Source organism: Wolbachia endosymbiont of Drosophila nikananu (assembly GCF_028981865.1).
In the GTDB taxonomy this organism is placed as follows: Bacteria; Pseudomonadota; Alphaproteobacteria; order Rickettsiales; family Anaplasmataceae; genus Wolbachia; species Wolbachia pipientis_B.
On record NZ_JAPQLL010000068.1, the window covers coordinates 9,185 to 34,460 of the forward strand.

At 35.1% G+C, this 25,276-nt stretch carries 21 protein-coding genes and 4 pseudogenes; 16 read left to right on the top strand and 9 right to left on the bottom strand.

Annotated features, from left to right (window positions below; all coding sequences use genetic code 11):
* Window positions 1–254 precede the first annotated feature (254 nt).
* The 3 genes and pseudogenes from OZD67_RS04945 to OZD67_RS04955 all read left to right on the top strand — a co-directional run.
* The gene (locus tag OZD67_RS04945) at window positions 255–1,280 is read left to right on the top strand and encodes an extracellular solute-binding protein (protein ID WP_182183033.1); all 1,026 of its coding nucleotides are present in this window, start codon (window positions 255–257) and stop codon (window positions 1,278–1,280) included.
* 203 nt (window positions 1,281–1,483) lie between these two features.
* Window positions 1,484–2,371 (top strand): aspartate carbamoyltransferase catalytic subunit, encoded by an 888-nt coding sequence (locus tag OZD67_RS04950; RefSeq protein WP_182183031.1) that lies wholly within the window; start codon window positions 1,484–1,486, stop codon window positions 2,369–2,371.
* Between the two features lie 326 nt (window positions 2,372–2,697).
* Window positions 2,698–2,847: pseudogene (locus OZD67_RS04955) on the top strand (IS4 family transposase); the annotation flags it as partial.
* A 116-nt stretch (window positions 2,848–2,963) separates the two neighbouring features.
* Here the strand turns inward: OZD67_RS04955 and rho are convergent.
* The gene (gene rho, locus OZD67_RS04960; RefSeq protein WP_182183030.1) at window positions 2,964–4,370 is read right to left on the bottom strand and encodes a transcription termination factor Rho; all 1,407 of its coding nucleotides are present in this window, start codon (window positions 4,368–4,370) and stop codon (window positions 2,964–2,966) included.
* 192 nt (window positions 4,371–4,562) lie between these two features.
* The gene (locus OZD67_RS04965; protein ID WP_182183028.1) at window positions 4,563–5,171 is read right to left on the bottom strand and encodes a cell cycle transcriptional regulator TrcR; all 609 of its coding nucleotides are present in this window, start codon (window positions 5,169–5,171) and stop codon (window positions 4,563–4,565) included.
* 334 nt (window positions 5,172–5,505) lie between these two features.
* On the opposite strand from OZD67_RS04965, the pseudogene OZD67_RS04970 reads away from it, so the two are divergent.
* The 5 genes and pseudogenes from OZD67_RS04970 to trpS form a co-directional block, all read left to right on the top strand.
* Window positions 5,506–7,308 (top strand): annotated as a pseudogene (locus tag OZD67_RS04970) (peptidylprolyl isomerase); the annotation flags it as partial.
* Between the two features lie 391 nt (window positions 7,309–7,699).
* Window positions 7,700–8,020: a 30S ribosomal protein S16 gene (gene rpsP / locus OZD67_RS04975; protein WP_182183025.1), complete on the top strand. Its 321-nt coding sequence runs from the start codon at window positions 7,700–7,702 to the stop codon at window positions 8,018–8,020.
* Window positions 8,021–8,031: 11 nt separating this feature from the next.
* Complete coding sequence (locus OZD67_RS04980; protein WP_182183023.1) at window positions 8,032–9,018, top strand: polyprenyl synthetase family protein; 987 nt, start codon at window positions 8,032–8,034, stop codon at window positions 9,016–9,018.
* A gap of 61 nt (window positions 9,019–9,079) precedes the next feature.
* The gene (locus OZD67_RS04985) at window positions 9,080–9,649 is read left to right on the top strand and encodes a nucleotide exchange factor GrpE (RefSeq protein ID WP_182183021.1); all 570 of its coding nucleotides are present in this window, start codon (window positions 9,080–9,082) and stop codon (window positions 9,647–9,649) included.
* 17 nt (window positions 9,650–9,666) lie between these two features.
* The gene (trpS, locus tag OZD67_RS04990) at window positions 9,667–10,659 is read left to right on the top strand and encodes a tryptophan--tRNA ligase (RefSeq protein WP_182183019.1); all 993 of its coding nucleotides are present in this window, start codon (window positions 9,667–9,669) and stop codon (window positions 10,657–10,659) included.
* 406 nt (window positions 10,660–11,065) lie between these two features.
* Here the strand turns inward: trpS and OZD67_RS04995 are convergent.
* A pseudogene (locus tag OZD67_RS04995) lies at window positions 11,066–11,257 on the bottom strand (IS256 family transposase); the annotation flags it as partial.
* A 10-nt stretch (window positions 11,258–11,267) separates the two neighbouring features.
* Window positions 11,268–11,783 (bottom strand): gamma carbonic anhydrase family protein, encoded by a 516-nt coding sequence (locus tag OZD67_RS05000; RefSeq protein WP_182183018.1) that lies wholly within the window; start codon window positions 11,781–11,783, stop codon window positions 11,268–11,270.
* A gap of 144 nt (window positions 11,784–11,927) precedes the next feature.
* Here OZD67_RS05000 and secG point away from each other — a divergent pair, with 144 nt between their 5' ends.
* The 4 genes and pseudogenes from secG to OZD67_RS06635 all read left to right on the top strand — a co-directional run.
* On the top strand, window positions 11,928–12,248 hold the full coding sequence (gene secG, locus OZD67_RS05005; protein WP_096616055.1) for a preprotein translocase subunit SecG: 321 nt from the start codon (window positions 11,928–11,930) through the stop codon (window positions 12,246–12,248).
* Complete coding sequence (locus OZD67_RS05010; protein WP_182183016.1) at window positions 12,248–13,852, top strand: CTP synthase; 1,605 nt, start codon at window positions 12,248–12,250, stop codon at window positions 13,850–13,852. Before secG ends, OZD67_RS05010 begins: the two co-directional genes overlap by 1 nt.
* 40 nt (window positions 13,853–13,892) lie before the next feature.
* The gene (locus OZD67_RS05015) at window positions 13,893–14,312 is read left to right on the top strand and encodes a nucleoside deaminase (protein WP_182183014.1); all 420 of its coding nucleotides are present in this window, start codon (window positions 13,893–13,895) and stop codon (window positions 14,310–14,312) included.
* A gap of 168 nt (window positions 14,313–14,480) precedes the next feature.
* Window positions 14,481–14,591 (top strand): annotated as a pseudogene (locus OZD67_RS06635) (WPE palindromic element domain-containing protein); the annotation flags it as partial.
* A 183-nt stretch (window positions 14,592–14,774) separates the two neighbouring features.
* Here the strand turns inward: OZD67_RS06635 and OZD67_RS05025 are convergent.
* The 4 genes from OZD67_RS05025 to OZD67_RS05040 all read right to left on the bottom strand — a co-directional run bounded on the left by OZD67_RS05025 (window position 14,775) and on the right by OZD67_RS05040 (window position 18,340).
* Complete coding sequence (locus tag OZD67_RS05025) at window positions 14,775–16,031, bottom strand: MFS transporter (RefSeq protein WP_375138155.1); 1,257 nt, start codon at window positions 16,029–16,031, stop codon at window positions 14,775–14,777.
* Window positions 16,032–16,282: 251 nt separating this feature from the next.
* Entirely contained in the window at window positions 16,283–17,188 is a 906-nt protein-coding gene (locus OZD67_RS05030; protein WP_259346613.1) for a hypothetical protein, read from the bottom strand.
* A 121-nt stretch (window positions 17,189–17,309) separates the two neighbouring features.
* The gene (locus OZD67_RS05035; RefSeq protein ID WP_274999744.1) at window positions 17,310–17,684 is read right to left on the bottom strand and encodes a hypothetical protein; all 375 of its coding nucleotides are present in this window, start codon (window positions 17,682–17,684) and stop codon (window positions 17,310–17,312) included.
* 194 nt (window positions 17,685–17,878) lie between these two features.
* A complete protein-coding gene (locus OZD67_RS05040; protein WP_182183009.1) occupies window positions 17,879–18,340 on the bottom strand; it encodes a hypothetical protein in 462 nt (153 codons plus the stop codon).
* A 240-nt stretch (window positions 18,341–18,580) separates the two neighbouring features.
* Here OZD67_RS05040 and OZD67_RS05045 point away from each other — a divergent pair, with 240 nt between their 5' ends.
* The 4 genes from OZD67_RS05045 to OZD67_RS05060 all read left to right on the top strand — a co-directional run bounded on the left by OZD67_RS05045 (window position 18,581) and on the right by OZD67_RS05060 (window position 23,675).
* A complete protein-coding gene (locus OZD67_RS05045; RefSeq protein WP_182183008.1) occupies window positions 18,581–21,133 on the top strand; it encodes a valine--tRNA ligase in 2,553 nt (850 codons plus the stop codon).
* Between the two features lie 67 nt (window positions 21,134–21,200).
* Window positions 21,201–21,803, top strand: a complete 603-nt coding sequence (locus tag OZD67_RS05050; protein WP_182183006.1) for a hypothetical protein — start codon at window positions 21,201–21,203, stop codon at window positions 21,801–21,803.
* Entirely contained in the window at window positions 21,779–22,525 is a 747-nt protein-coding gene (locus tag OZD67_RS05055) for a hypothetical protein (protein ID WP_182183004.1), read from the top strand. The genes OZD67_RS05050 and OZD67_RS05055 overlap by 25 nt, the downstream gene beginning before the upstream one ends.
* A 169-nt stretch (window positions 22,526–22,694) precedes the next feature.
* The gene (locus tag OZD67_RS05060) at window positions 22,695–23,675 is read left to right on the top strand and encodes a coiled-coil domain-containing protein (RefSeq protein WP_274999746.1); all 981 of its coding nucleotides are present in this window, start codon (window positions 22,695–22,697) and stop codon (window positions 23,673–23,675) included.
* Here OZD67_RS05060 and OZD67_RS05065 read toward each other — a convergent pair.
* The gene (locus tag OZD67_RS05065) at window positions 23,672–25,018 is read right to left on the bottom strand and encodes an IS110 family RNA-guided transposase (RefSeq protein ID WP_182184072.1); all 1,347 of its coding nucleotides are present in this window, start codon (window positions 25,016–25,018) and stop codon (window positions 23,672–23,674) included. The two genes, OZD67_RS05060 and OZD67_RS05065, sit on opposite strands and share 4 nt — an antisense overlap.
* Between the last annotated feature and the right edge of the window lie 258 nt (window positions 25,019–25,276).

Here is a 25,276-nt window from a genome sequence, read left to right on the forward strand (position 1 = left end):
TAGGTAAAAACCCAGAAATGTTGTGAAGACATAAGGTGCACATAGTGCAAAAAATTAAAAATAAGACGCCAACTACGTTGTTTTCTTGCTGTTTAATCTGCACAGATGAAGATAACTGAATACCTTCAGCACCATGATAAGGGAGCTGGCGGAGTTTGTCAAGGAAGTTTTTTGACTTATCTAACGAATTTTATACTTGCTAAGATTGCGCTATTTGAGTACCTTTAACTGAAAGAAGTTGTTTTTTATCCAATATGAAAAAAGCCTTTATATTCACATCCTTAATAGCAGTTGTATTAATAGTCATTACTTTTTTGTATAAAAACAGCGGAACTGACAATGCACAAGTAGTGAATGTCTATTCATCGCGCAAAGAAGAATTAGTACGTACTTTATTTGATGAATTTACAAAAAATACAGACATTAAAGTACGTTACATCATTGATGATTATTCTCAGCTACTTTCACGCATGGAAAATGGCGGTGAAGCTGACTTACTTTTAACTGCAGATGCAGTGAACCTGATTTTGGCAAAAAAAAGAGGGCTTTTATCTCAAGTGGATTCAGAGATTTTAAAAAGCGTTATACCTGCAAGATTTAGAGATAGTGAAGATTATTGGTTTGGCCTTACAAAAAGAACCAGAATATTGGTTTATAATAAAGAGTCAGTAAATCCTAAAAACTTAAGTACTTATGAAGATTTAGCAAATGAAAAATGGAAAGGAAAAGTATTAGTACGTTCTTCTACAAGTCCATATAACCGGGCATTGATTGCTTTTATGATTGCAAATAATGGTTTTGAAAAGACGAAAGAATGGGTAAGTGGAATTGTGAGTAATATGGCAAGAAAACCAAGTGGTGGTGATACTGACCAAATTTATGCTGTAGCTGCTGGTGAAGGAGATGTTGCAATAGTAAATAGTTATTACTTTGCAAGAATTCTTTCATCAGAAAATAAAAAGAATGTTATAGACAAGCTAGGGGTTTTTTTTCCTAATCGTAACGATCATGGCGTAATGGTGAACGTTAGCGGCGCAGCAGTAGCAAAAAACACAAAAAACAGAGAAAATGCTATAGCTTTGCTGGAATTTTTAGTAAGCAAACAGGCTCAAGAGCTATACGCTAAAAAAAACCAAGAATACCCTATTATTGAAGGCGTTGAAACTTCCGATATACTAAAGTCTTGGGGGAATTATTTACAAAGTGATTTGCCTCTAAGTGAACTTGAAAAACACCTCCTTGAGGCTGTTATGATAGCGGACGAGTGTAAGTGGAAGTAATCCCCAGTGCCACTAAACACTGGGGTGAAAGATTTATGCTAATGTACCTTACTCTTAACTTGCTGAGCTTTTTCTTCCTTCTAACTTAATTTTGACTTTACTATCTTTTTCTGTTCTTTCAACAAAACAATTGCTGCACAAGAGGTCTATTGAAAAACAATAATAAGAAAGTAGAATAGGTTCAAGTAGTTAAAAAGGAAGCTATGCACAAGAGAAGGAATTTGTTAAACATCTCAGACCTTACAGTCGATGATGTAGAAAATATAACTAAGTTGGCTAACCAGTACCTTAAAAAAGAAGCTGCAAATAGTCATATCTTGGAAAATAAGACAGTAATAAATTTATTCTTTGAAGATTCAACGCGTACACTTGTGTCTTTTGAAATAGCAGCAAAAAGCCTTGGAGCAAATGTTGTAACTTTGCCAATAAGATCTTCTTCTATTAACAAGGGAGAAGATCTAAAAGACATGATCAAAACATTAAATGCAATGAATCCTGACTATATGATAATCAGGCATAAAAGTAGTGGTATCATTAATACACTAGTAAAGCATGTTAACTGCTCGCTGATCAATGCAGGCGATGGAAGCAGCGAACACCCAACTCAAGCTCTTGCAGATTATCTTGTAATTAGCAGTCATAAAAAGCAAATAAAGGATCTCAAAGTTGTGATATGTGGAGATATTCTGCACAGTAGAGTTGCAAGATCAAATATAAGATTGCTAAAAATGTTTGGAGCAAAAATAAGCTTGGTCGCACCACCAACTTTGATTTGTAAGCATTTTCCTGAAGTAGATTCAGTCCATTATTCATTAATTGAGGGTATAAAGGATGCTGACGTAATTATACTTTTGAGGCTACAGAAAGAGCGCATGAATAATAGTTCTTCAGAGAAAGAATATTTTCATTTGTATGGACTTGATTCACAAAAGCTATCATACGCAAAACCAGATGCGATTGTTATGCACCCAGGGCCAATAAATAGAGGGATTGAGATTAGCAGCGATGTAGCAGATTGTGTTATTTTACAGCAAGTAGAATTTGGATTGGCAATACGTAAGACAGTGCTACACTATTATAGGCCTTGTTAATATTAAAAGATGCTACACAACTAATGCGAAAGAAGGGTTTTTTCATGAAATGACGAGAATGGTTTGAGAATGGCCATTAAGATGTTAAGGCCGAGGATATGGTGTGGAAGTTTTTACGAAAGCCTGAAGTCAATCAACAACCTTGCAGAACGGCAAATTAGATGGCTATCGTAAAAACAGCTTTTTCACCTGGTAGGAACGTGGAGAAAGATTTGTGGAAAGAATGTTGTCGATATTTTTGACATCACGTCTCAATGGCCAAAATCCCTTCCAAAAGTTACGACTGCTTAGTTCTTTATTCATTCTCACAATCCGTGAACGGTTACTTGTTTTTAGCGTTAAGCAGCAAAATTAATAATTTGAGAATTTTCCTGAAAAAACTTGCCACAAATTGGTCACAATTTTCTGTGAAAGACAGATATAGAAAGACTAGAGTTAAGTTCATTGAATTTTCTTACCTTTGCTTCTTAACTTGACGCGTATAGTTTATTTAACGCTCCCTAAGTTCGCCATTGCCTGAACGGATACAATTATTTTAGCTATAAGAGCGTTTTACTTTTTACTCAGCATATCCATCATAACTGGCTTACTTTTAGTGATTCATGGAGTTAAAAAAGTCAGCATTGTTCTTTGTTAAAAGTAGTTTGTCACGTAAAAATTCCATTGCTTCAACAGGTCCCATAGGATTGAGTATTCTACGCAACACCCATATTTTATTTAGTATAGCCGCCTTATCAACTAATAGCTCTTCCTTCCTTGTTCCGGATTTTGTAATATCAATAGCTGGAAATATACGTTTATCAGAAAGTTTTCTATCAAGTATGATCTCAGCATTTCCTGTACCTTTAAACTCTTCAAAAATAACTTCATCCATTTTTGAGCCAGTCTCTATAAGAGCTGTGGCGATTATAGTTAAAGAACCCCCATTCTCAATATTACGAGCTGCTCCAAAAAAGCGTTTTGGTCTCTGCAGTGCGTTTGAATCTACACCGCCAGTTAGAACTTTTCCAGATGAAGGAATAACAGCATTATAAGCACGTGCAAGTCTAGTAATATTGTCAAGTAGAATTACCACATCTTTTTTATGCTCAACCATTCTTTTAGCTTTCTCTATTACTATTTCAGCAAGCTGTACGTGACGGTAAGCAGGCTCATCAAACGTAGAACTTACTACCTCACCTTTTACAGAACGTATCATATCTGTTACTTCTTCAGGCCTTTCATCTATAAGTAACACTATTAATTCTATTTCAGGGTGATTTATAGCTATAGAGTTAGCCATTTGCTGAAGCAATACAGTTTTTCCTGTGCGAGGTGGAGCAACTACTAACGCTCTTTGCCCTTTTCCAAGAGGAGCTACTATATCTATAGCACGCATGCTTAAACCTTTTTTATCATCACCACTATTACACTCAAGTACTATGCTTTCCTCAGGATAAAGAGGAAGCAAATTATCAAAATGGACGTACTTTCTTAATTCACTGACTTCAGTAGAGTTTATACTTTGAACCTTAGTTAAAGTAAAATATCTTTCTTTATCACCAGGTGGCCTTATTTCTCCACATGCCATATCTCCTGTACGTAAATTAAACTTCTTTATTTGCCCGTTAGAAATATAAACATCATCGGTACTTGGAGCATAATTTGCACTTGCTGAGCGTAAGAAACCGAAACCATCAGGCAATATTTCCACTATTCCACTCCCTGTGGTTATGCCTCCTTCTTCGCTCATTTTCTTCATTAAACTGAATATCATTTCCTGCTTTAGCATTCTACCATTGCTTTTACCGTTAGTTGAAATTTTTCTTTCTTCAGCTAACTCTAACAATTCTTCTGCTGTTTTCTCTTTTAATTCGCTCAGATCTAATGTTTTTCTGTTTTTCTCAGTACCTTCATTGACCATCTGTTTTACTGTATCGTTATTGTGAATTTGCTCACTTTTTTCAGGTTGAGCTGTAACCTTTCCTTTTGCCAAAACATCTTCATTGATTGTTGTCATAATCCTCCAAAAATTTTAATTGATGCTTACTAACCTAAAATGTGACTATAAGATAATAAATTAGGCTGAACTAGTTTTAGTGCGTATTAAGCTTAATTATCATTAAACCCCGTACTTTACTTATATTATACTAATAAATACTAGCAAGTCAAGTTAATTTAATGTTAACAAAGCACAAAAATTTAAGGATTTTCAATAGCTATTCTTTATATTTTTTAACCTTTCTTGCTTCTCTTCTTCTACTTTTGCTTTTTCCACTTCTGCTTCTAAATTTTCTTGACTACATAAGCCAAGTAGTACAGGATCTTGGGGTTTTATATTTTGCATGTTATGATGAGATCCATCTCTTACCTGCTCAACTGTGTAATTTGTTGTACTAATTAATTTAGCTATAACGTTATTGTCTAAGATAGGAAATTTTTTTACTAAATAATAAATCGCATCAGGTTTATCTCTACGCCTTGCCGTAGAGGTAAAGCCAAGAATGCTACCAATCGCTTTACTCCTTTTTTTTATATTTTTTATAATCAAATTTGGTACACGGTTTGAATTTTTTTTGCAATCATCGATTTCTTTTTCAGTAATTACCCCAGAAATAATAGGGTTATATTTTTCAACTTCTATTTCCTCATCAGCTATGTCTTGTACTTCTTCAAGGGCCAACCTACAGCATTGTGCTATTTGATTAAAAGTTAAACCAGTGTTGTCTACTAACCAAGCAGCTATTTGCATTAGAAACTGTTTATTTCTATCGTTATTACCCTTAGAAGGTTCCATTGACATCAAAAAAGCATCTCCCATTTAAAGTATCCCTTACTGTTATACAGAGCTAAAATATAAGCTATTAAAACTAAAAAAGCATTAATTTTGTCATTCAATGACTTTTTGTTTGTCACTTTCCACCTCTTAAGTTAATTAGATGCGCTTACGTTTAAGCATATTTCAAACGATTCAAAAAAATATTTTCCCTTCTTAAGGTATAGTATAACTCAGTCAAACATATGTTTCTATTTAAGAAAAGAGTTAAATTTTAAGTTAATATATTGTAATATTATATATATTAGCTAATAAAGCAACAGGTTTACAAGAATTAAATTATCACTATTCTATAATTAACCATTAATTAACTGAGTTTAAAATGAATGTTAAAAATTTTTTCACTAAAGTAACCGTTGTCCTTTTAGCTTGCTTGTTAGTCTTCATGGGAATTGGCAACCTTTTATCAGGTGATGATGAAAAAGAAGAGGTAGTTAGGGTTGGAAAAGAAGTTATAACGTCAGATGAGTATAAATCACTATATCAAAATTATGAAAGGCGAATTTCTGGATCTGATGCGAGTAGAGAACAAGTAAAAAAGCTGAAATATGATTTGCTTAACGCACTTATAGAGCAAAAACTATTGTTTAACCTAATTAGTGAGCTTGGGTTGACAGTTGGAGAAGAGTCTATAAAAAACCATATTAAAAATACCAAATACTTTCAAAATGATAAAGGCGAATTTGACAAAAGTAAATTCCATGAAACGCTAAATGACCTGCATATGACAGAGAAAGAGTATATAGCAAAGCTAGAGAAAGTTCTGCCTGCAATGATGTTCATGACTTCGTTATTTAAAGATAATTATCCGGTAACTTTTGGCGAGAGAGTTGATGAGCAGATATACAAAAGTCGCTACCAAACTAGAGTGGTTGATATTGTTAAAATAACTGAAGATGCAGTTACAAACATTCCTGAACCAGATGATCAAGCCTTACTTGATTTGTACGAAAGAAATAAATCCCATTTTTATTATCCTGAGTATCGAACTGCGCAATATATTTCCCTAGGCCAAAAGTATTTTGAAGATCAAATCAAGATCTTAGACGAAGAAGTTGATGGTATAATAGAACAACAGGAACTTAAAGATCAAAGAGATGTATTCAATGTGATATTTTCTACCAAAAAAGAAGCTGAGACAGCAAGAAGAGCATTTGAGGAGGGTAAAACAAGCTTTGAACAGATAGTAGGAGAGTTCGGCAAAGCAAAACTTGAGGAAACTAGAGTAAATAATATAACTAAGGATTTTTTACCAGAAGACGTGAGAGAAAAGGTGTTTGCTCTTAAAGTAGGTGAAGTAAGTGAAGTTTTAGCAAGCAGTTTTGGTTGGCACATAATAAAAGTGGAAAGTGCGCATCAAATCTCTGATGAAGACTTAGTTGATTTAAAAAAAGACATAAAGTCAGTTCTAACTAACCAAAAGTCTTTTGAAAGAGTCAATGATTTCATAAACCAAGTGAACTATAAGATATACAATGGTTCAGCAATTGAAGAAATATTGAGTGAATATAATTTACCTATACAAACTATTGGTCCAGTAGATGCGAGTGGAAAAGATCAAAGCGGTAATAACGTAGGAGATTCTAGTGATTTGATTTCTTTCATTTTTTCGCGAGAAAAGGATCAGAAAGGTTATTTCAAGGGCGTTGGGGACGCTGTTGTTAGTATAAAAATCATTGATATCGTTCCACCCAAATTGCAAAGTTTTGAAGAAGGTAGGGCACTAGCGGTAGAGCTTTGGCGTAGTGAGTTTATAAAAGAAAGAATGTTTAAAATTGGGCAAGAGGTTGCAGTTCAACTAGGAGAAAAAACAGATTTGGAAGAAATTCAAGGTGTGGAATTAGTTAAAGGTCAGCAGATGCACCGCAATGAACAAAACTACCCCTTTTCTTTTGTAGAAGAGATTTTCAATATGAAAACAACTGGTTCAGTGACAGACCCTATTCAATACAATAATGAAATTATAATAGGTGTTCTAAAAGAAATGTATTCATCAAATGGTAAATTAAACACGCTTGACAATGGAAAACGTGTGATGATATCGCTAAAAGAGCAATTAATTAGCTATCTGGAATCAAAGTATAAAGTCGAAGTTAATCACGCTATACTTGATGATATATAATCAAAAATCTTATAAGTTGCTTCAAACGCATCCAGTGCCCAGACACACAACTGTACGAACATTGCGATTTGAGAGCAATCTTCACTAGAAAGGATGTCATCCCAGTGCCCAGACACTGGGATCCAGAAATTTTATTAAGTTGGTAAGCATAAAAGTAGCCGTTTTATGTTAAAATACAACGTTTTAATGATTAAAAAAAGGCTGGATTCCAGTGTCAGCTACTTGCATGACACCATTTGTTGTCTTCAAAAATGAATGTTCGTGCAGTTATGCGCCTGGCACACCCTACATTATTGGTAATTATATTATAAGGTGTAAAAGTTGTATAATTCATTTGACTTAAAACGGCTCATTGTATAAAATTGTGGCTAATATATGAATAAAGGTTAACATGGCAGTTAAAATAAGGTTGGCAAGGTTTGGCGCAAAGAAACGTCCTTTTTATAGGATAGTTGTAGCTGATTCACGAGCACCAAGAGATGGGCGTTTTATTGAGAAAATAGGACAATATGATCCAATGTTACCAAAAGACAATAAAAATCGTGTTGTGGTGAAGGCTGATAGATTAAAACATTGGCTAAGCGTAGGCGCGCAAGCAACTGAAAGAGTACTATGGTTCATTAAAAAAGGCATAGTAACTTTAGAAACAGAACCAAAGAAAACAGAAAAGAAGAAAGTAGAGAACGAGAAAGCACAGGGACAAGGAGCATAAGTCTCTTTAAAATGCTAAATACTGATTTAACAAATAATGGTAAATTAGACGATGTCGTATCTTCTGATTTATCAGCTATGAAGGACTTTATCTTCAAAAATGTCAATGATGAAGGTGCTAAGCTTGCTACTGATATTATATCTCATCTTGTTAGTTCAGGTGGAAAAAAAATAAGGCCTAAACTATTTTTTATTATATGTAAAATGCTAAACTATTCTGGGGAGGATAGGATCAATGTTGCTGCATCGGTAGAGTTTATACACAATGCTACTTTACTTCATGATGATGTGCTCGATGAAAGTGAGGCACGTCATGGAGTCAAAACAGCGAATAAGATTTGGGGGAATAAATCAAGCATTTTAATTGGTGATCTATTGTTGACTCTAGCATTTAGATGGCTTATAGAGTGTGGAAATTTAAATATTCTCTCTATTTTATCTAAAGCATCGCATTTACTTGTGAAGGGTGAAATAAAGCAGATGACAACACGTTTTGACCCCCACACAGTCAGGGAAAATTATTTTGATATCATTGGAGAAAAGACAGCATCTTTATTTTCTGCATGCTGTGAAGCTGCATCTACAGTATCTGGTGCAACAAATGACGAAACAGAGAGGCTAAAGAATTTTGGTTTTAATTTTGGTATGGCATTTCAAATAGTTGATGATATGCTCGATTATACTGCTAATCAAGGCACTTCTGGAAAACAAGTCGGAAAGGACTTTTTCGAAGGTAAAGTCACCTTACCTGCTATTATAGCATACGAAAAGGGCAGTCCAGCAGAGCAAAAATTCTGGGAAAAATGCTTTTCTTCAGCTAGACACAATTTTGACCAAGCATTACACTATATTAATCACCATAATGCCATTCAGCTTTCTATGGAAAAAGCTAGACACTACATTAATATGGCACAAAATGATATTAGTACTTTTTCTGATTCTTTTTATAAAACTACTTTAATTGACTTTTTAAATGCGAGCATAGAAAGACGAATGTAGCTGGCGCTTGATATTTTCGAATTAATTGCTATATATTTATTAGATTCTTAAGGGTAATAATATGTCAGATAGCAGTAAAGAGAAAAAGAAGAAGTTTGCTGATATGGTAAGTAGGCAGAAAGGTGACGACCAACAAAGTGATAACCATAAGCAAACTGATGATTTAAATGAAGATCTCAATACATTAAAAGAACGTGCAGCTCAGCTTGAAGATCATTTACGCCGTGCTGTTGCAGATAATGAAAACGTCAAACGTATAATGCAAAAGCAAATTAACGATGCAAGTGACTATGCAGTCACAAAATTTGCACGTGATATGATCGACTCGTGCGACAATTTAAAAAAAGTAATGGAAAACTTGAAAGATGGTGATCCTGTTCATGAGGGGATTAAAGTAGCTTATCAAAAAATTATAAATGATCTAAAAAAACATGGAATAGAGGAAGTAGATCCACTTGGTGAGCTTTTTGATAGTAATTTACACCAAGCTGTTGTGGAAAGAGAAGACAATGAAAAAGAGCCTGGCACCATTGTAGAAGTACTACAAACTGGTTATACTATCAAAAATAGGTTGCTCCGTCCTGCAATGGTTATTCTTTCTAAGAAATCTGCTGATTGTGGAAGCGATTAGCATGAGGTAAATGTATAATGACAAGTATTGTCTTTTCAGGTATCCAGCCAAGTGGCGTACTACATTTAGGTAATTATCTTGGTGCAATCAAACAGTGGGTAGACTTACAGGATAAATACAAATCTCTTTTTTGTATTGTCGACCTACATGCAATCACAGCAAATAAGCTTCCCGCAAGTGAATTAAAAAGTAATATTTTCAAAACAGCAGCAGCTTATATTGCATGTGGAATAGATCCAGAAAAGTCCATTATTTTTAATCAGTCCACAGTTAGTGGTCATGCAGAACTGGGCTGGCTGCTTGGGTGCTATACACCAATTGGTTGGCTCAGTCGCATGACTCAATTTAAAGATAAAGCTGGCGGCGATAAACAAAAAGCCTCTCTTGGATTATATAGTTATCCAGTACTTATGGCTGCAGATATATTATTGTATCAAACTAAATACGTTCCTGTTGGTGATGATCAAAAACAGCATTTGGAGCTTGCACGTGATATTGCATCAGCTTTTAACAATCATTATAAACTGGATTATTTCATCGTACCTGAAATCTTAACTTTGGATTGCACATCAAGAATAATGAGCTTAAGAGATGGTACAAGCAAGATGAGTAAATCTGACCCTTCAGAACATTCGTGCATTAACCTTGATGATACAGATGACTTAATTGTTAAAAAAATAGAAAAAGCAAAAACAGATTCAATTCTAGGCTTTGCTACTTTAGAGTGCCGACCAGAAATAAGCAATTTGATAAACATTTATTCAGTGCTTAGTAATGTAAATGTGGAAGAAGTATGTGAAGAAGTGAACAAACATGACATGAAGCACTTCAAAAAAGAGTTAGCTGATTTAATTATCAGTGTTATATCACCCATACGTGAGAGAATGAATGATCTTTTCAAAGACCAATTCCATTTACATGAAATATTAAAAAAAGGTACAAAGAAAGCAGCAGAAATTGCAACCCATAATGTAAAAGAAATCAAGGATATTATTGGATTTGCTCAATAGACCTCTTGCATAACCTAAGGAATCAATTCAAAATTGTAAAAACAGGCAATAAGGGTATCCGTTCAGCGGAGTGAAAGAATAAGGTAGACAAGGTGATCTAAAAAGATAATCATAGAGCAAAAGTGAGTTTACAACAAATGGTGTCATCCCAATGCCCTGACTACTTGGATCCAGAAAAAAGAATGGTGTCATGAAAGTAGCCTCCTTCTCCTGTCATCCCAGTGCGTGACACTGGGATCCAGAAGACTTAATTTCAACCAAATAATAAAGGCTAGATTCCAGCGTCAGCTACTTTCATAACACCACTTTTGCTCAATATTTGCGCATTAGCCGTGCTTCTGAACAGTATCAAGAATATAAAAGGGGAATATTCAAAAAAGTGTGTCAAACCGCATTTTTAACTCAACTAAATTTTCAATCTACCAGGAAAGAAAATATCAAGTTGAGATATAGTTAAGGCCCAATTAGGATAGGCCAATTTTGCTCTGCCTTTTTTATAGCACAATATACCTGTTTGTACAAGCTAGTACTTAGTTTTAGTGAATTTTCTAATCTGTCTATGCAGTTCCTCAATAGGGTTGGTAGTATAAATTAGCCTCACGCGAACTTTAATTTTTATATTCTTTCATTAGCATAATATAATTTTGTGCTGATTGTGTAATATGTTTAATTTCTTCATTTGACATTTTTTTGAAGAATTTTGCTGGCCTACCAGCCCATATTTCCCCACTTTTTATTACTTTTCCATGTGTCACTAGTGAGCCAGCAGCCACCATAGCTTCAGACTCCACAACTGCATGGTCCATCACGGTAGAGCCCATACCAATAAACGCTTTATCATGCACCGTGCATGCGTGCAACATACAAAAATGTCCCACTGTTACCATGCTGCCAATAATTGTGTCACCACCTGGGTTTCTATCCACATGAATTACCGTTCCATCTTGAATATTTGTTTCATTACCTATTTTTATTGATCCAACGTCCCCTCTGACCACACAATTAAACCAGATGCTCGCATTTCTTCCTATTTCAACCTTGCCTATGATATGCGAACCACCTGCGATGAAAGCACTTTCGTCTATTTTTGGTTCATAATCTTTGTATTTTAAAATGTGATACATATTAAGCCCAAAGTCTTATGCATATGTTAATCAAAATAAGGTAGGAAGTAAATACATACTTAGATTTCAAGCTACTTGGGTGACAGATGTTCTTGACTTACGTGCTTTGTACTGCTAAGATTTTTATTTTCAGCCCTATCTATAATGTCAGTAGCGGTATTAAGTATATTTCAAATAATATTGGTTGTTGTGTTAGTAATTTTAGTGCTCTTGCAGCCGCCTGGGAGTAGTTCGTTAAGTGGTTTTAGTAATGTACAACAGGGAGTCAATTCGATGATTCCAGTGAAATCTTCTGAAAACCCGCTCAGTAGAATAACGGCTATTGTTGCTGGATTGTTTATTATAAACACATTGCTATTGTCAGGATTATATTCAAAAGACGTACATAAAAAATCGATTGCAGAGAAAATTATATTAGAAAAAAAGCAAGAAAGTGAACCTACTTCTGTTCCATTTGAAAATTAATGAAGGAAGCTAAATTTATCTTTGTCACAGGTGGAGTTGTATCGTCGCTTGGTAAAGGCTTAGTTGCTTCAAGCGTTGGTGCGCTTCTTCAAGCTTATGGTTTTAAGATCCGTATCAGAAAACTTGACCCGTATCTCAACATTGATCCTGGGACAATGAACCCAACTCAGCACGGAGAGGTATTTGTTACCGAGGATGGTGCTGAAACTGATTTGGATCTTGGGCATTATGAGCGTTTTACTGGAATTAAAGCAACAAAAGATGACAATATAACAACTGGTAAGATATATCATGAGTTGTTGAAGAAAGAGAGGTGTGGTGATTATCTGGGCAAAACTGTGCAAATCATTCCTCATGTGACAGATTTAATCAAATCGTTCATTTTTAATGGTACGGAAGGTTTGGATTTTGTAATATGTGAAATAGGCGGAACTGTAGGTGATATTGAAAGCCAACCATTTTTGGAGGCTATACGCCAAGTTAACTACACATTAGGAAAACAAAGAGTTATCCTTATTCACTTAACTTTAATACCATATCTTACCGCAGCGCAAGAATTAAAGACAAAACCAACTCAGCATTCAGTTCGAGAGTTAAATTCCGCGGGGTTACAACCAAATATTATATTATGCCGCAGTGAGAAAGAAATTTTCGATAATCAGAGAGAGAAAATAGCTAAGCTTTGTAATGTTTCTTTGTCCAATGTGATACCTGCTCCTGATGTGAGTCATATATATGAGTTGCCGGTGTTGTATAGCCAATGTGGGCTTGACACGCAAATTTTGGAGCACTTTCATTTAAGTGAGTCAAAACCAAGCTTGATTGAATGGGATCAAATAGTGCATTCCATAAGGCACCCAACACAGGAAGTTACTGTGTCTATAGTGGGAAAATACACCGAATTCCCTGATGCGTATAAATCACTGGTTGAAGCATTAAATCATGGTGCGATTAGTAATAAAGTCAAAGTAAGGATAAATTGGGTTAACTCAAGAGAGAAGAAAGAAAAACCTATAAATGAAAAGCTTATAGGGGAGAAGTTACAGAATTCTCATGCAATTCTTGTCCCAGGGGGGTTTGGTGATGACGGAGTAGAGGGTAAAATATTAGCAATAAATTATGCCCGTACAAATAATATCCCATTTTTCGGAATTTGCCTTGGTATGCAGCTTGCAATTATTGAGTTTACTCGTAATGTTGTTAAGCTTGAAGATGCACACTCTGAAGAATTTCATAACTGTAAACATCCAATCGTTAAATTAGCTGGCGATCAAGATGACGATCTTGGTGGAACCATGAGACTTGGAGCATACAAATGTAATATAAATGCAAGCTCTAAAATGATGGATGCATATAGTAACACCACTATTTCAGAAAGACACAGGCATAGATACATAATCAATTCAGATTATAAAGATGATTTGGAAAAAAATGGGCTGCTATGCAGTGGCATATCAGAAGATGGAACATGTGTAGAGGCAGTGGAGTTAGAGAGTCATCCGTGGTTTATTGGTGTGCAGTTTCATCCAGAATTTCAATCAAAGCCGTTTTCTCCTCATCCTCTTTTTGTATCATTTATTAAGGCAGCAGTTAATAAAATTTAAAAAAGAAGATTAGCAAAGGAAAGTGTTCAAGTATCAATGTATGGAGCTTGCCATAGAGCAAGCTAAACTTGCTCAGAAAAATGATGAGGTTCCCATAGGTGCTGTAATAGTTAGTGGAAGTAATGTTGTTTCTTCTGCACACAATATATCCAATGATCCAACTGCACATGCAGAGATGTTAGCGATCAAGCAGGCATGTGAGTTGCTCTCAACTTCAACACTTTATGATTCTGACATATACGTAACATTAGAACCATGTCCGATGTGTGCTCAAGCCATTTCCTTTGCCAGGATTAAACGATTGTACTTTGGAGCTTATAATCCAAAAGGTGGAGGAATTGAAAATGGTGCTAAGATATTTCAATTTTGCAGCCATATACCTGAAGTTTATGGTGGGATATTAGAAACAGAATGCTCTTTTTTGTTAAAGGATTTTTTTGAGAAACTAAGGAACATTTGATAAATCGTCATGCTACTTGTTTTCCGATACAAAATCGTCATCCCGCAGCGGGATCTATGCTAGGAGATACCGTGACGGTATGGCGGTTAAGTAATTCGTCATTCCAGCGCGTGACGCACAACTATACAAACATTGTCCACCAGCAGGGTGTCATCCGAGTAGCTGACACTGCCCTCCTTTGTCATCCCAGTGCCCAGACACTGGGATCCAGAAGACTTAATTTTAACCAAGTGGCTGCATAATAAAGGCTGGATTCCAGTGTCAAGCACTGGAATGACATTACAGGGACACTGGGATGACATCATCCTTTTCTCTGGATTCCAGACTGGAATGACAGCAGTCCTATGTCATACCGCCGCGGTATCTCTAGATCCCGCTGCGGTATGACGGTTGTCAGGGTGTCAGCTACTCGGATGAAACCCTTTCCCGGTGGAGATCACTATCAAATCACATAAGAGAAAACTAAGACCAATCACATTTTTTATCTTGCGGTTTTATTTGCAATATTGCTACCACACTGATCAACAAGCAGAAGACTATATAAAGCCCAGCAGCAAGGTTTGTTTGAGGAAATGTTACAGTCAACCAAATACAAACCATAGGAGTAAATCCTCCATGTAACGCATAAGAGATGTTGCGTGATAAGCTCACACCACTAAATCTAACATTGGTGGGAAAGAGTTCAGATGCAACTATTCCTATGGGAACTATACCTCTTTCTATTATAGAAAGAGCCATTACACTAAGCATAATTATAAGGTAATTTTTGTAGTAATATGCAATAGATAAAGTAGGACAACACAGTACCATTGTAATTACTATAAATAAGATTGCAGTGCGCTCTTTTCCAACTTTATCAGCCAACATTCCGAACGCTATTGAAGATATCGGCATTAATATACTGGTTATAATGAGCACAATTTCGTTGATATATGTTGTTACATACACATCCACTGATGCTATTTCCTTTGCGAGTGTTCGAAGAAATATGGTAAATCCAACAGCAACATTAACAGGTACAGATATTAAAATAGCAAGTATAAGAGCTCTCTTATGGCGCTTTATAAGCTCTATTATTGGCAAATCAGGTAAATTTCTTTGTTTTCGATTTTTTTCATATGCTGGAGTTTCTCCCAATGTGTATATGCTATACGCGCTAATTAATCCTAAAATAGCTGAGAAAATAAATGGCAATCTCCAACCCCAGGTACAAAAATCAGTAGTTTTTTTGCAGATAATTACTATCACCGCAGAAAGCAAGATACCAATGGAGCGGCCAAAACCCATTATTCCAAAATACATCCCTAAGTTTTCTTTTCTACTGGATAAATGCTCTATAAGATAAACAGAACTTCCTTGTTCACCACCAAGTGCAATTCCTTGTGTTATATGGATTGCAAGAAGCAATATAGTAGCTACTTGATTGTGACTTGGAATAAATGCAATAAGACTTGATGGTATCGATATTAGCAAGATAGTAATTGTTAATGCCGTCCTTCTTCCATACCTGTCACCAACGTGACCAAATATGAATGCACCAAGTGGCCTTACAATTGCGCCTAGCCCTACAATTCCAAATAATTGCAGTATGTTACTGTAGACATCTTTTGCAAAACAAAACTCTCTGCTGATTATGTTAATCAAATCAATAAAGAGCATGTAGTCATACCATATTGCGATTCTGCAGAGTATGGTTGATATCAACACCCTTGTTTGCACTAAATTCAATTCGTAAATGTTTGCTTATTCTATTCTGGCTGCTTTTTGGGATTTTACAACCTAAACATATATAGCTAAACTGACTTACGACAATTTGAAAAACCGTCATTCCGCTACTAGTTAGCACCGCGGCGGTATGACGTAAGGAAACCTTTCTTGGGTTAGCTATAGAGTTGACTTTTTTTATTATGGTATGTGATAATTGCAGAAACTTCCGCGGTGATTGGTAAAAAAGTATTGGAAGTGAATGCCTAGAAGGTTTTAACAGGTTTTTGGCTTAAATTCTCCACATCTACTACTTCAAAAGGCTCAGTAACTTCAGGTTGCTCATAAACAGTGTTAGCAAACTCTTTTCTCACTAGAACATCCTTTACCAGCCAATTTGTTTCTGTTGGAGTGCCTGATAACTTAGCTGCTGATTTTGCTTTCATTGATGTCATAGAAAGGGATATAGTATTGTTTGAATTGAGGTAAAATTTTACATGGTCTTTGCAATCTCTGAGGTACACATCCATCGGAAAATCTGGTATTTCGGATTGTATGAACTTTCTAGGATTTATATAACCTAACTTTTCAGTAAGTATGGATACCTCTTTTGGAACTTGAAGTGGGATTATAATATCATTACTAATTCCATTTTCTTTTTCAGAAAAAAGTTCAGTATACATCCCTTTTTTACTATGTTTCTCAAAGTACTTAGGAAAATACATATTAAGGTATTTAGAATGTAATTCTATGCGATTTTTTCCGTTATCTTCCAGAATGAATGTATATTTATCACCATTTTGCTTAAGTTCACATAACTTAAATTTACTGAGGTCATGTGGTCTTTCGATTTCAAAGGCAAGTGTAAGAGTATGATCAAATTCGGTTTTTTCCTGCAAGCTATCTTGTAAGCTATAGTACTTGCACTCTTTTCTCTCGCTATCATTCAAGTTCTCAACAGCATCAAAGTATTCCTCTTCATCTAGCTCTGTTAAAGCGTCATACCATACTTCCTGTTCATCTTCTAAATTAATTTCATTTTTATTTCTCTCTACTGTTTCTTCTATATGATCGTTCTCTAACGATGTACTTGAAAAGAAGCTTTTTATTTTAGATATTAAGCTAATCCATGTAAGCCTAATCTGATTAAGTAGCTTTCTAAAACCTTTCATTGTTTTTCCCCAATATTAAAAATTGTAATACAATAAGTTTAATGTGTCAACAAAATACATTAAAATTGCCGTATTTCTTAAGTTATAGCTCCCACATCATACCGCCACGGTATGATGTGATTTATTTCGCTTTTCCTCCAGCAACATTTTTTGCTTGTGTTTCATCCACTTGAGTACTAGGTAATGCTGCATATGTAATACCACCAGCTACGAGTACAGATGCTACTGCTATACCAATCATTACTAACATCTCTAACCTCACTGTACGTTCAAGTGCAGTAAATGCTATCAGTCCAGCAGCAAGACCCATACCAACAGTGGCGGTGTACTTCGCTCCATTGCTTTGTTTTGGTTGCTCAGTTGTTTTGTTTTTAGCTTCTAGTTCTGCTTTATCCTTCTCAACTTCTTTCTTTGCATTTTCTAATTCTTTTGTTTTAGTTTTCAATTTTGCCAAATCTGTCCGTAACTTTGTAGCTTTAGTGTTTTTAGCTGCCAAGTCTTTATTTAATTTTTCTACTTCGGAATTTTTATCTTTTAAGTCTGCCTTTAGCCGATTAAACTGATCTACTTTTTGTTTTATTTCATTTTCTAAGTTTTGTTTTTCCTGCTCAACTGCATTGAATTCAGTTTGTAATTTTGTTTTTTCGTCCTCAGCTTTCTTATTTGAAGCTTCTAATTCTTCTACTTTAACTAAAATGAATCATCAACTTGCTGCTTCTGTTCTTCAATTTGAGCATTTAGTGTTTTTATTTTAATTTCTGAGTTTCGTCTTTTCTTCTTTGGTGTATTCAATTTAGCTTGTAACTTTCCATTTTTCTTCTCAGCTTCTTTCTTGGACACCTTAGGCAGATCAGTAAATTCTTCTACGAAATACTCACATATGGTTCCTATACTAGATTGCTCATTAATACCAAGCTGTTCTTTCATTTCTTCAAAAGAAGTAAAAGATATTCCTTCGGCTACAACTGACTCTATAATGTATCTACCTTCTTCTTTATAAGAACCAGAAACAAATAGTTCTTTGGTGTCGTTGTTACTACTCTTAATATTGAAGCCCACACAAAAAATTCTGTAGGCTTTTAAAATAATCTTTTTATTTCCCTTTACAAAAAGTTCTATTTCATCTTTGACAACCTTTGCTTCTGCTAACATAACAAACCTCAATATAAGTAATATTTAGATAGTATGATGCCTTTAAAACTTACTGTCGAATAATATTTTCCATAGTGTGTTATTTTTGTAAAATTTTGGCGTAGCCGTATTTGCTTAATTGTGCTATAGCTAAAGTAATTTAGGTTTACCGACAATCGTCATCCCGCTGCTTGTTAGCGGCTAAGAGATACCGCGGCGGTATGACGTTGCTAGCTTGAAGTTTAAAATTGAGAAATATTTATGTTGAAAGAAAAATACGGCTTTAAAGAAATTGAAGACAAATACAACATATTATGGGAAGGCAGTAAAGTTTATAAATGGAATGGTGAAAAGGATAACACTTTCACTATAGACACACCTCCACCAACAATATCGGGTAAATTGCATATCGGCCATATATTCAGCTATTGCCATACAGACTTTATTGCAAGGTTTCAGCGCATGCTGGGAAAAGATGTTTTCTATCCGATTGGGTTTGATGATAACGGGCTTCCCACTGAAAGATTGGTTGAACAAACCTATAAAACACGTGCAAAAGAAGTTGGCAGAGAAAAATTTATAGAGATGTGCCATGAAGTTATTGAGAAATCAAAGCAAGAATTCAAGGAACTATTTAAATCAGTCGGCATTAGTTATGACTGGAGTTTGGAATATCACACGATCAGCAAGGAAACTGTGACGCTTTCACAAATGTCATTCATCGATCTATATAATAAGGGATATGCATATAGAAAAATGCAGCCCATCCTTTGGGATCCTGTTGATAAAACTGCAATTGCGCAAGCAGAAATAGAAGATAAAGTTTTTGAGTCATCCTTAAACACGATAGTTTTCTCTACTGAAGAAAATGAGCAGATCAATATTGCAACTACGCGACCTGAGTTACTTCCCGCATGCGTTGCAGTTTTTTGTCATCCAGAGGATGCGCGCTACACCCATCTGATTGGCAAAACAGCCGTGGTGCCGATCACAGAGATAAAAGTTCCAATAATAGCTGATGATAAGGTTAAAATAGATAAAGGCACTGGGCTTGTTATGTGCTGTACATTCGGTGATGAGCTCGACATATATTGGCAGCAAAAGCATAATCTACCGATGAAAATTATCATCGATCAGAATGGGAGAATAAGCCTTTATGATGTCATTCCAGTGCTTGACACTGGAATCCAGGAAAAAGAGCCAATGCCAGCGATGACAGAGGAAGATATCATGTCAGCGTATGGTCAGAAAAAAGAAGAATGGATCCCAGTGTCAGCTACTCGGATGACAGACGATATACTAAATGAAATAAATGGACTAAGGGTTACAGCAGCAAGAAAGAGGATGATCGAAATCCTAGCTGAGAAGGAGTTACTAATAGAAAGCACTAACATTTCTCATTCTGTCAAGTGTGCAGAAAGATCTGGTGCACCACTTGAAATATTGCCTACTTATCAATGGTTTATCAAGACATTAGAGCAAAAAGCTCAAATATTAGATAAAGTAAAAGAATGCAATTGGCATCCAAGCAATATGCGTAAACGCATGGAAATGTGGATAGAAGGGCTAAATTGGGACTGGTGCATCTCAAGACAGCGCTATTTTGGTGTGCCATTTCCAGCATGGTATTCCAAACGTAAGGGAGAAGAAGGTAAAATTATTCTAGCTGAGATAAAGGCTCTACCTATTGATCCACTCAAAGATTTGCCAAAAGGGTATAGCAAAGAAGAGGTTATCCCAGATCAAGATGTAATGGATACCTGGGCTACAAGTTCAATTACTCCTCAACTAAGTGCACTGGCAGTAAACAATGAGTTTAGCTTACCAAATCATCGCTATAATACAATATTTCCTGCAGATCTGCGCAGCCAGAGCCATGAGATAATAAGAACTTGGGCTTTTTATACGGTTTTGAAAGCACATTATCATGCAGATTCTTTACCTTGGAAAAACATTATGATCAGCGGTTGGTGTTTAGCCGATGATAAGAAAAAGATGAGTAAATCAAAAGGTAACATCATCACTCCTCATGTAATACTTGAAACTTATGGAGCTGATGTAGTACGCTATTGGGCAGCGAACTCAAGGCTGGGAGTTGATACAGTCTACTCTGAAAATATATTCAAAATTGGCAAGCGCCTAGTTACAAAACTTTGGAACGCTAGCAAGTTTGTTTCCATGTTCATGGAAAAGCATCAAGTAATGAGCATAAATTCTGCTCACGAGACAATGGATAAGTGGATATTGTCTAAGTTATACAAAGTTATAGAAAGAGCAACAAATAACCTATTACAGTTTGAATACTGTGAAGCTTGGGAGGCAGTAGAGGAGTTTTTCTGGAAGGATTTTTGTGATAATTATTTGGAACTAGTAAAGAAACGTGCGTACGGAAATGATTCAAGTGCGAAACAAAGTTTAGCATATGTGCTAAATACCATTTTGCGGTTATTTGCACCTTTTTTGCCTTACATTACAGAAGAGATATACCACCAGTTGTATAGTTATAATTCTGTACACAATCAAAGTAATTGGCCGAGCAAAGAAGAGCTTATCTACGATAAATATTCAGAGGAAATGGGAGACAATTGCGTGCAAATATTAAACATTATCAGAAAGATAAAAGCAGATAACAATGTATCAGTTAAGCATTTGATAAAGAAATTAGTGATAAAAGCAGATCTACGGGAGGACAAATTGAATCAATCCGCGCAGAATGACCTACAAGCAGTTTGCAATGTGGAAATGATAGAGTGGATGCAGTCTGAGCTTGAAACTGAAGACGGGAAATACATAGTGAATATAGACTTATACTGATTTTATAGCTTTACTTCCTTTGATATCCATGCTATTATAATCGTTATTAGTTGTGAGGGTAAGGGATTTGTATAGTAAAACCAATGCACCATATCTTATAGCTAGTACTTTTGCCGCTCTTACATTGCTTGCGTCTGGGACACTTGCTGTTGCTCCTTATGTTGCATTCTTATCTCCAATTGTAGTCTTTAATGTAGCTCTTCCTGTTGACTTGAGTTTATCTATACTATCTACTTTGATACTCGCACTTTCATGCAAGATGATTAAGAAAATAGAGGTTGAGAGAAATAAATTTGCTGAAAAAGAGCAAGGGTTAGAAAGCGTAAAACAACAGTTAGATAATACTAAAAAAGGGTTAAGTGGTAGAGATAGTAAAATTAGGGAATTAGAGAATAAGATAAGAGGGTTATGCTATGAAAGAATTACAATTGTAGACGCTACATCTAAGCACACGGAAGGATTAAATAATCAATTAAATAAATTAACTCGAGAAAAGCAGGGTTTAGAAAAAGAAGTTGTAGAATTAAAAGCGAAAGTAAAAGGTCAGTTAAAGCATAGGGAGGAAATTCTTTTCCGTGAACACCAAGAGTTACGCGATGAAAATACAAGACTAAAGGACGAGAAAAAGGTAATTTACAGGGCGAATTGTGTAAGACTAAGGACAAACTAAGCAACTTAGCATATGAATACGATGACTTGTATGGGGTTTGTTCTCTGGACTCTCAACACACTGCGTTAGAAGAAAAAGCAGGACAATTGGAACTGGTGTTACAAGAGAAAATAAAAAGAATAAGGCAATTAAATGTACAGTTAAGAAAAGAAAAAGGCGAAACTTCTTGTTTACAAACTGAATTAAGGGATGTAGTAGAAAGAGAAAGACGATTGAAAGAAAAGTTAAGTGAAAAAGCGCAAGAAATGATCCAGCTAGCTGTAGATTTAGAACAAAAAGAAAAACTATGCAAGGAATTAGAAGAGAAAGAAACTAAAGATCTTAATAAGATCGGAGAGTTAAATAAATTTTTGGATCAAGAAAGAAAAGAAAATGAAAAATTGTGCGATAATAACAGTAAGTTGAAAAGTAGCGAAAAAGATTTTGATGACGAATGCAGTAAATTAAGAAGACGTAATTCTGATTTGGAAAGAAAAGTTAAACGTCTGCAAGCAGTAATTGGGCAGGAAGACAAGCCTAGTCATTCCATTTCTTCAGATATAAGCAGTGAACATTTATCAGAATTTGAAGGAACAGGTGAAAATACGTCTGCTAATGAACAATTCTCGAAACCAAAACCACCTTATATATCCATTCCAATAAGACCGCCATATACAGAGCTGAATGACGCTTCATGTGATTCTGGATATTCCAGTGGATGCTTTACCTCGACCAATAGCTAATGCACATTTTGAGTACAGTTATACACTCGATACATAAGACCTTAGCCATTTTTAGCTAGCAGACTGAAAATGGGAAGTTTGTTGTAGGTGCAGCACTATAATCCCTCCACAGATAAGAGAATTTTAATAAATATATACAAGACTGCTGAACGTGGGGGGGAGGGGAGTAATGAGCAATTTGTTTAACAAAGCTAACACGTTTTATTTTGTAGCTAGTTCCTTAGCTACTCTTACGTTACTTACATCTTTAGCGCTTACTATAACTTCTAATGTGCCTCTTTCTCTAATTCTTGCTTTAGCTGCATTATCTGTTTTGGTGCTTGCACTTTCATATAAAATAATTAGTAACAATAAAAAAATGGAGGTTGAGAGAAATAAATTCGTTCAGAAAGAGCAAGAGTTGGAAAATAAAATAACTCTGGAAAAAGAAGCTGCAAACAAAGAAGTGGAAAAATTAAAACATGAACTAACTCAAGAAAAGCAAAATTTAGACAAGAGAGCAAAAAAATTGGATCAGAAAGTAAATGAGTCAGAAGTTGAGAGAGAATCTCTTCTTAAAGAAAAAGAATCTTTAGAGAAAAGATTAAAAGCCAAAGCGAATCACATATTTGAAATAACAGACGAATTGAAAAAGATAACGAAGGAAAAAGATGAGCTTGGTAAGCGAGAAGAAGAATTACTTTATGAAATCACGCGTTTGTGTGAACATTTACAAGAAAAAGAAGGTAATCTAGCTGAAAAAGAAAAACGCATAACGGAATTGAGAAGGAAAATAGATAATAATAAACATGCAGAATTAAAAAATGAAGAATTGCATAAGGAAATAGAAAAATTATCTAAAAAAAAAGAGAAGTTAAATGAGAAAATAAACGAACTATATAAAGAAAAACATATATTATCTAATAAAAAAGAAGAATTATATAAAAGACAAAAAGAACTTTATGTAGAATTAGATGAGTTACAATGTAGATTTAAAGAAATTAATCAGAAAAATAAAAACTTATCTCAAGAATTAATGAAGAGATTTAAAGAGTTAGATAAAACAAATGGTTTAATTGAGAATCAATCTTCTGAGTTAGATGAGATAACAAAGGATTACAATAATAAGATAAAAGGGTTAAAAAATCTACTTTTAGAAAAATCCTTCTAAGAAACTTCCTTAACTAGCTCCTCTTGTTGCACTAAAGTATAGCCAAATTCTCGTGCCTTTTTGATCAAATTTTTTACAGCTCTCTCCTTATATCGTGTTTCATAGTATTCCATTCCTTTTTCTACATATTCTTGTCCGTATTTGAGCATACTATAAAATATGCATGCTATTTTTCTTGCAGTAGCTGTTATTGCTTTTGGTGCTCCTAATCGTTTTTTTAATCTCCTGTAGTATGCACCCAATGAACTTTTACTATTTCCTACAGAATTAGCAGCCATTCGAAATGCATTCGCAGCACGATTAATGACTTTACGCGTTCTTGTGCTAAACACTTTTTCTCCTGTAATTTTATTGGCAGGGCTGAGTCCTAACCACGATGAAAAGTGTTTTTCTGTTGACCATTTATTATGGTTTATACCAGTTTCTGAAATTATAGTCTGTATACTTAGTATATCAAGCCCTGGAACTTTAGTAAAATCCATACCAGTTATTCGGTGCAGTTCCTCGTGCAAAGCAAAGTCAGGCTTACTTTTTCTGTGCTTATTCTTTTCCTTACTCAACTGTTTACTTTCGTTAGATTTTGTTTCAAACGTTTTGTAATAGACCTCAATATTTCTATCACATTCTGCTATTTTTTCTTGATAAATATTATATAGTTCAAATTCTTGCTTTAGCGTGAATACATGTTCCTCTCTATAATCGCCAGCTAACGCTTTTGCTATAGTAGACTGATCATTTTTTATTCGTGCATCCCTGAATTGAGCCAATTTCCCAGAATCTCTTTCGCCTTTAATTATAGCCTTGATAATTTTCATACCAGTTACTCCTGTTATATCTCTTATAACTCTATGCAGTTGTATATTCATTTGAATTAATGCCTTCTGCATACGCAGAACATGTGTAGATGCACTTTCAGTGAGGTTCTTACGTTGTCGCACGTAACTACGCAATACACATATCTGGCTATCTGGCCTAAATGACCCTTGGAGTAATCCATAACTATGTAGTTGTTGTAACCACTGACAGTCCTGAACATCTGACTTTCTCCCAGGTACATTTTTTACATGTCGCGCATTTACCAACTTAACTTCAAAACCGTAAGATTCCAGTATTTGAAACAAAGGAATCCAATATACACCAGTTGATTCCATCGCTACGGTTGTAACTTTACACTTTTTTAACCACCTTGCTAAATTATGAAGGTCTTCAGTGAAGCAGCCAAATTTTTGAACACGTTGCTCATCTCTTCTCTCGGGTATACATACATAATGTACAGCCGAACCAACATCTATCCCTGCTGCATCAGGATTCATTACCTCTAATTTACTTTTTGTCATTGTAATTGACCTCCTATAACTTATAATGAAGAAGTATTTAAGCTTGGGACGGTTAGATTATACAATCTTCTAATCGAGGTAGTCGTAATAGACTCCATCAGTGGTTTAACCGTTCCTCCAAAACCATGCTCCCAAACGGGCACTCTAGCACCATTGAGCGTCCGGTTATAACTGCAAAAATACTTCTTAATAAATTATATTTAAAAATTGTTATAGCACTGGATAAAATAGTTTCTTTCAGGTTTAACAAGATTTTTCCTTGTT

Excerpts from the sequence above, each read along its gene's own strand:
- OZD67_RS04945 (WP_182183033.1), top strand. The coding sequence starts at position 255 with ATGAAAAAAGCCTTTATATTCACATCCTTAATAGCAGTTGTATTAATA.
- OZD67_RS04950 (WP_182183031.1), top strand. The coding sequence starts at position 1,484 with ATGCACAAGAGAAGGAATTTGTTAAACATCTCAGACCTTACAGTCGAT.
- rho (WP_182183030.1), bottom strand. The coding sequence starts at position 4,370 with ATGACAACAATCAATGAAGATGTTTTGGCAAAAGGAAAGGTTACAGCT.
- OZD67_RS04965 (WP_182183028.1), bottom strand. The coding sequence starts at position 5,171 with ATGGGAGATGCTTTTTTGATGTCAATGGAACCTTCTAAGGGTAATAAC.
- rpsP (WP_182183025.1), top strand. The coding sequence starts at position 7,700 with ATGGCAGTTAAAATAAGGTTGGCAAGGTTTGGCGCAAAGAAACGTCCT.
- OZD67_RS04980 (WP_182183023.1), top strand. The coding sequence starts at position 8,032 with ATGCTAAATACTGATTTAACAAATAATGGTAAATTAGACGATGTCGTA.
- OZD67_RS04985 (WP_182183021.1), top strand. The coding sequence starts at position 9,080 with ATGTCAGATAGCAGTAAAGAGAAAAAGAAGAAGTTTGCTGATATGGTA.
- trpS (WP_182183019.1), top strand. The coding sequence starts at position 9,667 with ATGACAAGTATTGTCTTTTCAGGTATCCAGCCAAGTGGCGTACTACAT.
- OZD67_RS05000 (WP_182183018.1), bottom strand. The coding sequence starts at position 11,783 with ATGTATCACATTTTAAAATACAAAGATTATGAACCAAAAATAGACGAA.
- secG (WP_096616055.1), top strand. The coding sequence starts at position 11,928 with ATGTCAGTAGCGGTATTAAGTATATTTCAAATAATATTGGTTGTTGTG.
- OZD67_RS05010 (WP_182183016.1), top strand. The coding sequence starts at position 12,248 with ATGAAGGAAGCTAAATTTATCTTTGTCACAGGTGGAGTTGTATCGTCG.
- OZD67_RS05015 (WP_182183014.1), top strand. The coding sequence starts at position 13,893 with ATGGAGCTTGCCATAGAGCAAGCTAAACTTGCTCAGAAAAATGATGAG.
- OZD67_RS05030 (WP_259346613.1), bottom strand. The coding sequence starts at position 17,188 with ATGAAAGGTTTTAGAAAGCTACTTAATCAGATTAGGCTTACATGGATT.
- OZD67_RS05040 (WP_182183009.1), bottom strand. The coding sequence starts at position 18,340 with ATGTTAGCAGAAGCAAAGGTTGTCAAAGATGAAATAGAACTTTTTGTA.
- OZD67_RS05045 (WP_182183008.1), top strand. The coding sequence starts at position 18,581 with ATGTTGAAAGAAAAATACGGCTTTAAAGAAATTGAAGACAAATACAAC.
- OZD67_RS05060 (WP_274999746.1), top strand. The coding sequence starts at position 22,695 with ATGAGCAATTTGTTTAACAAAGCTAACACGTTTTATTTTGTAGCTAGT.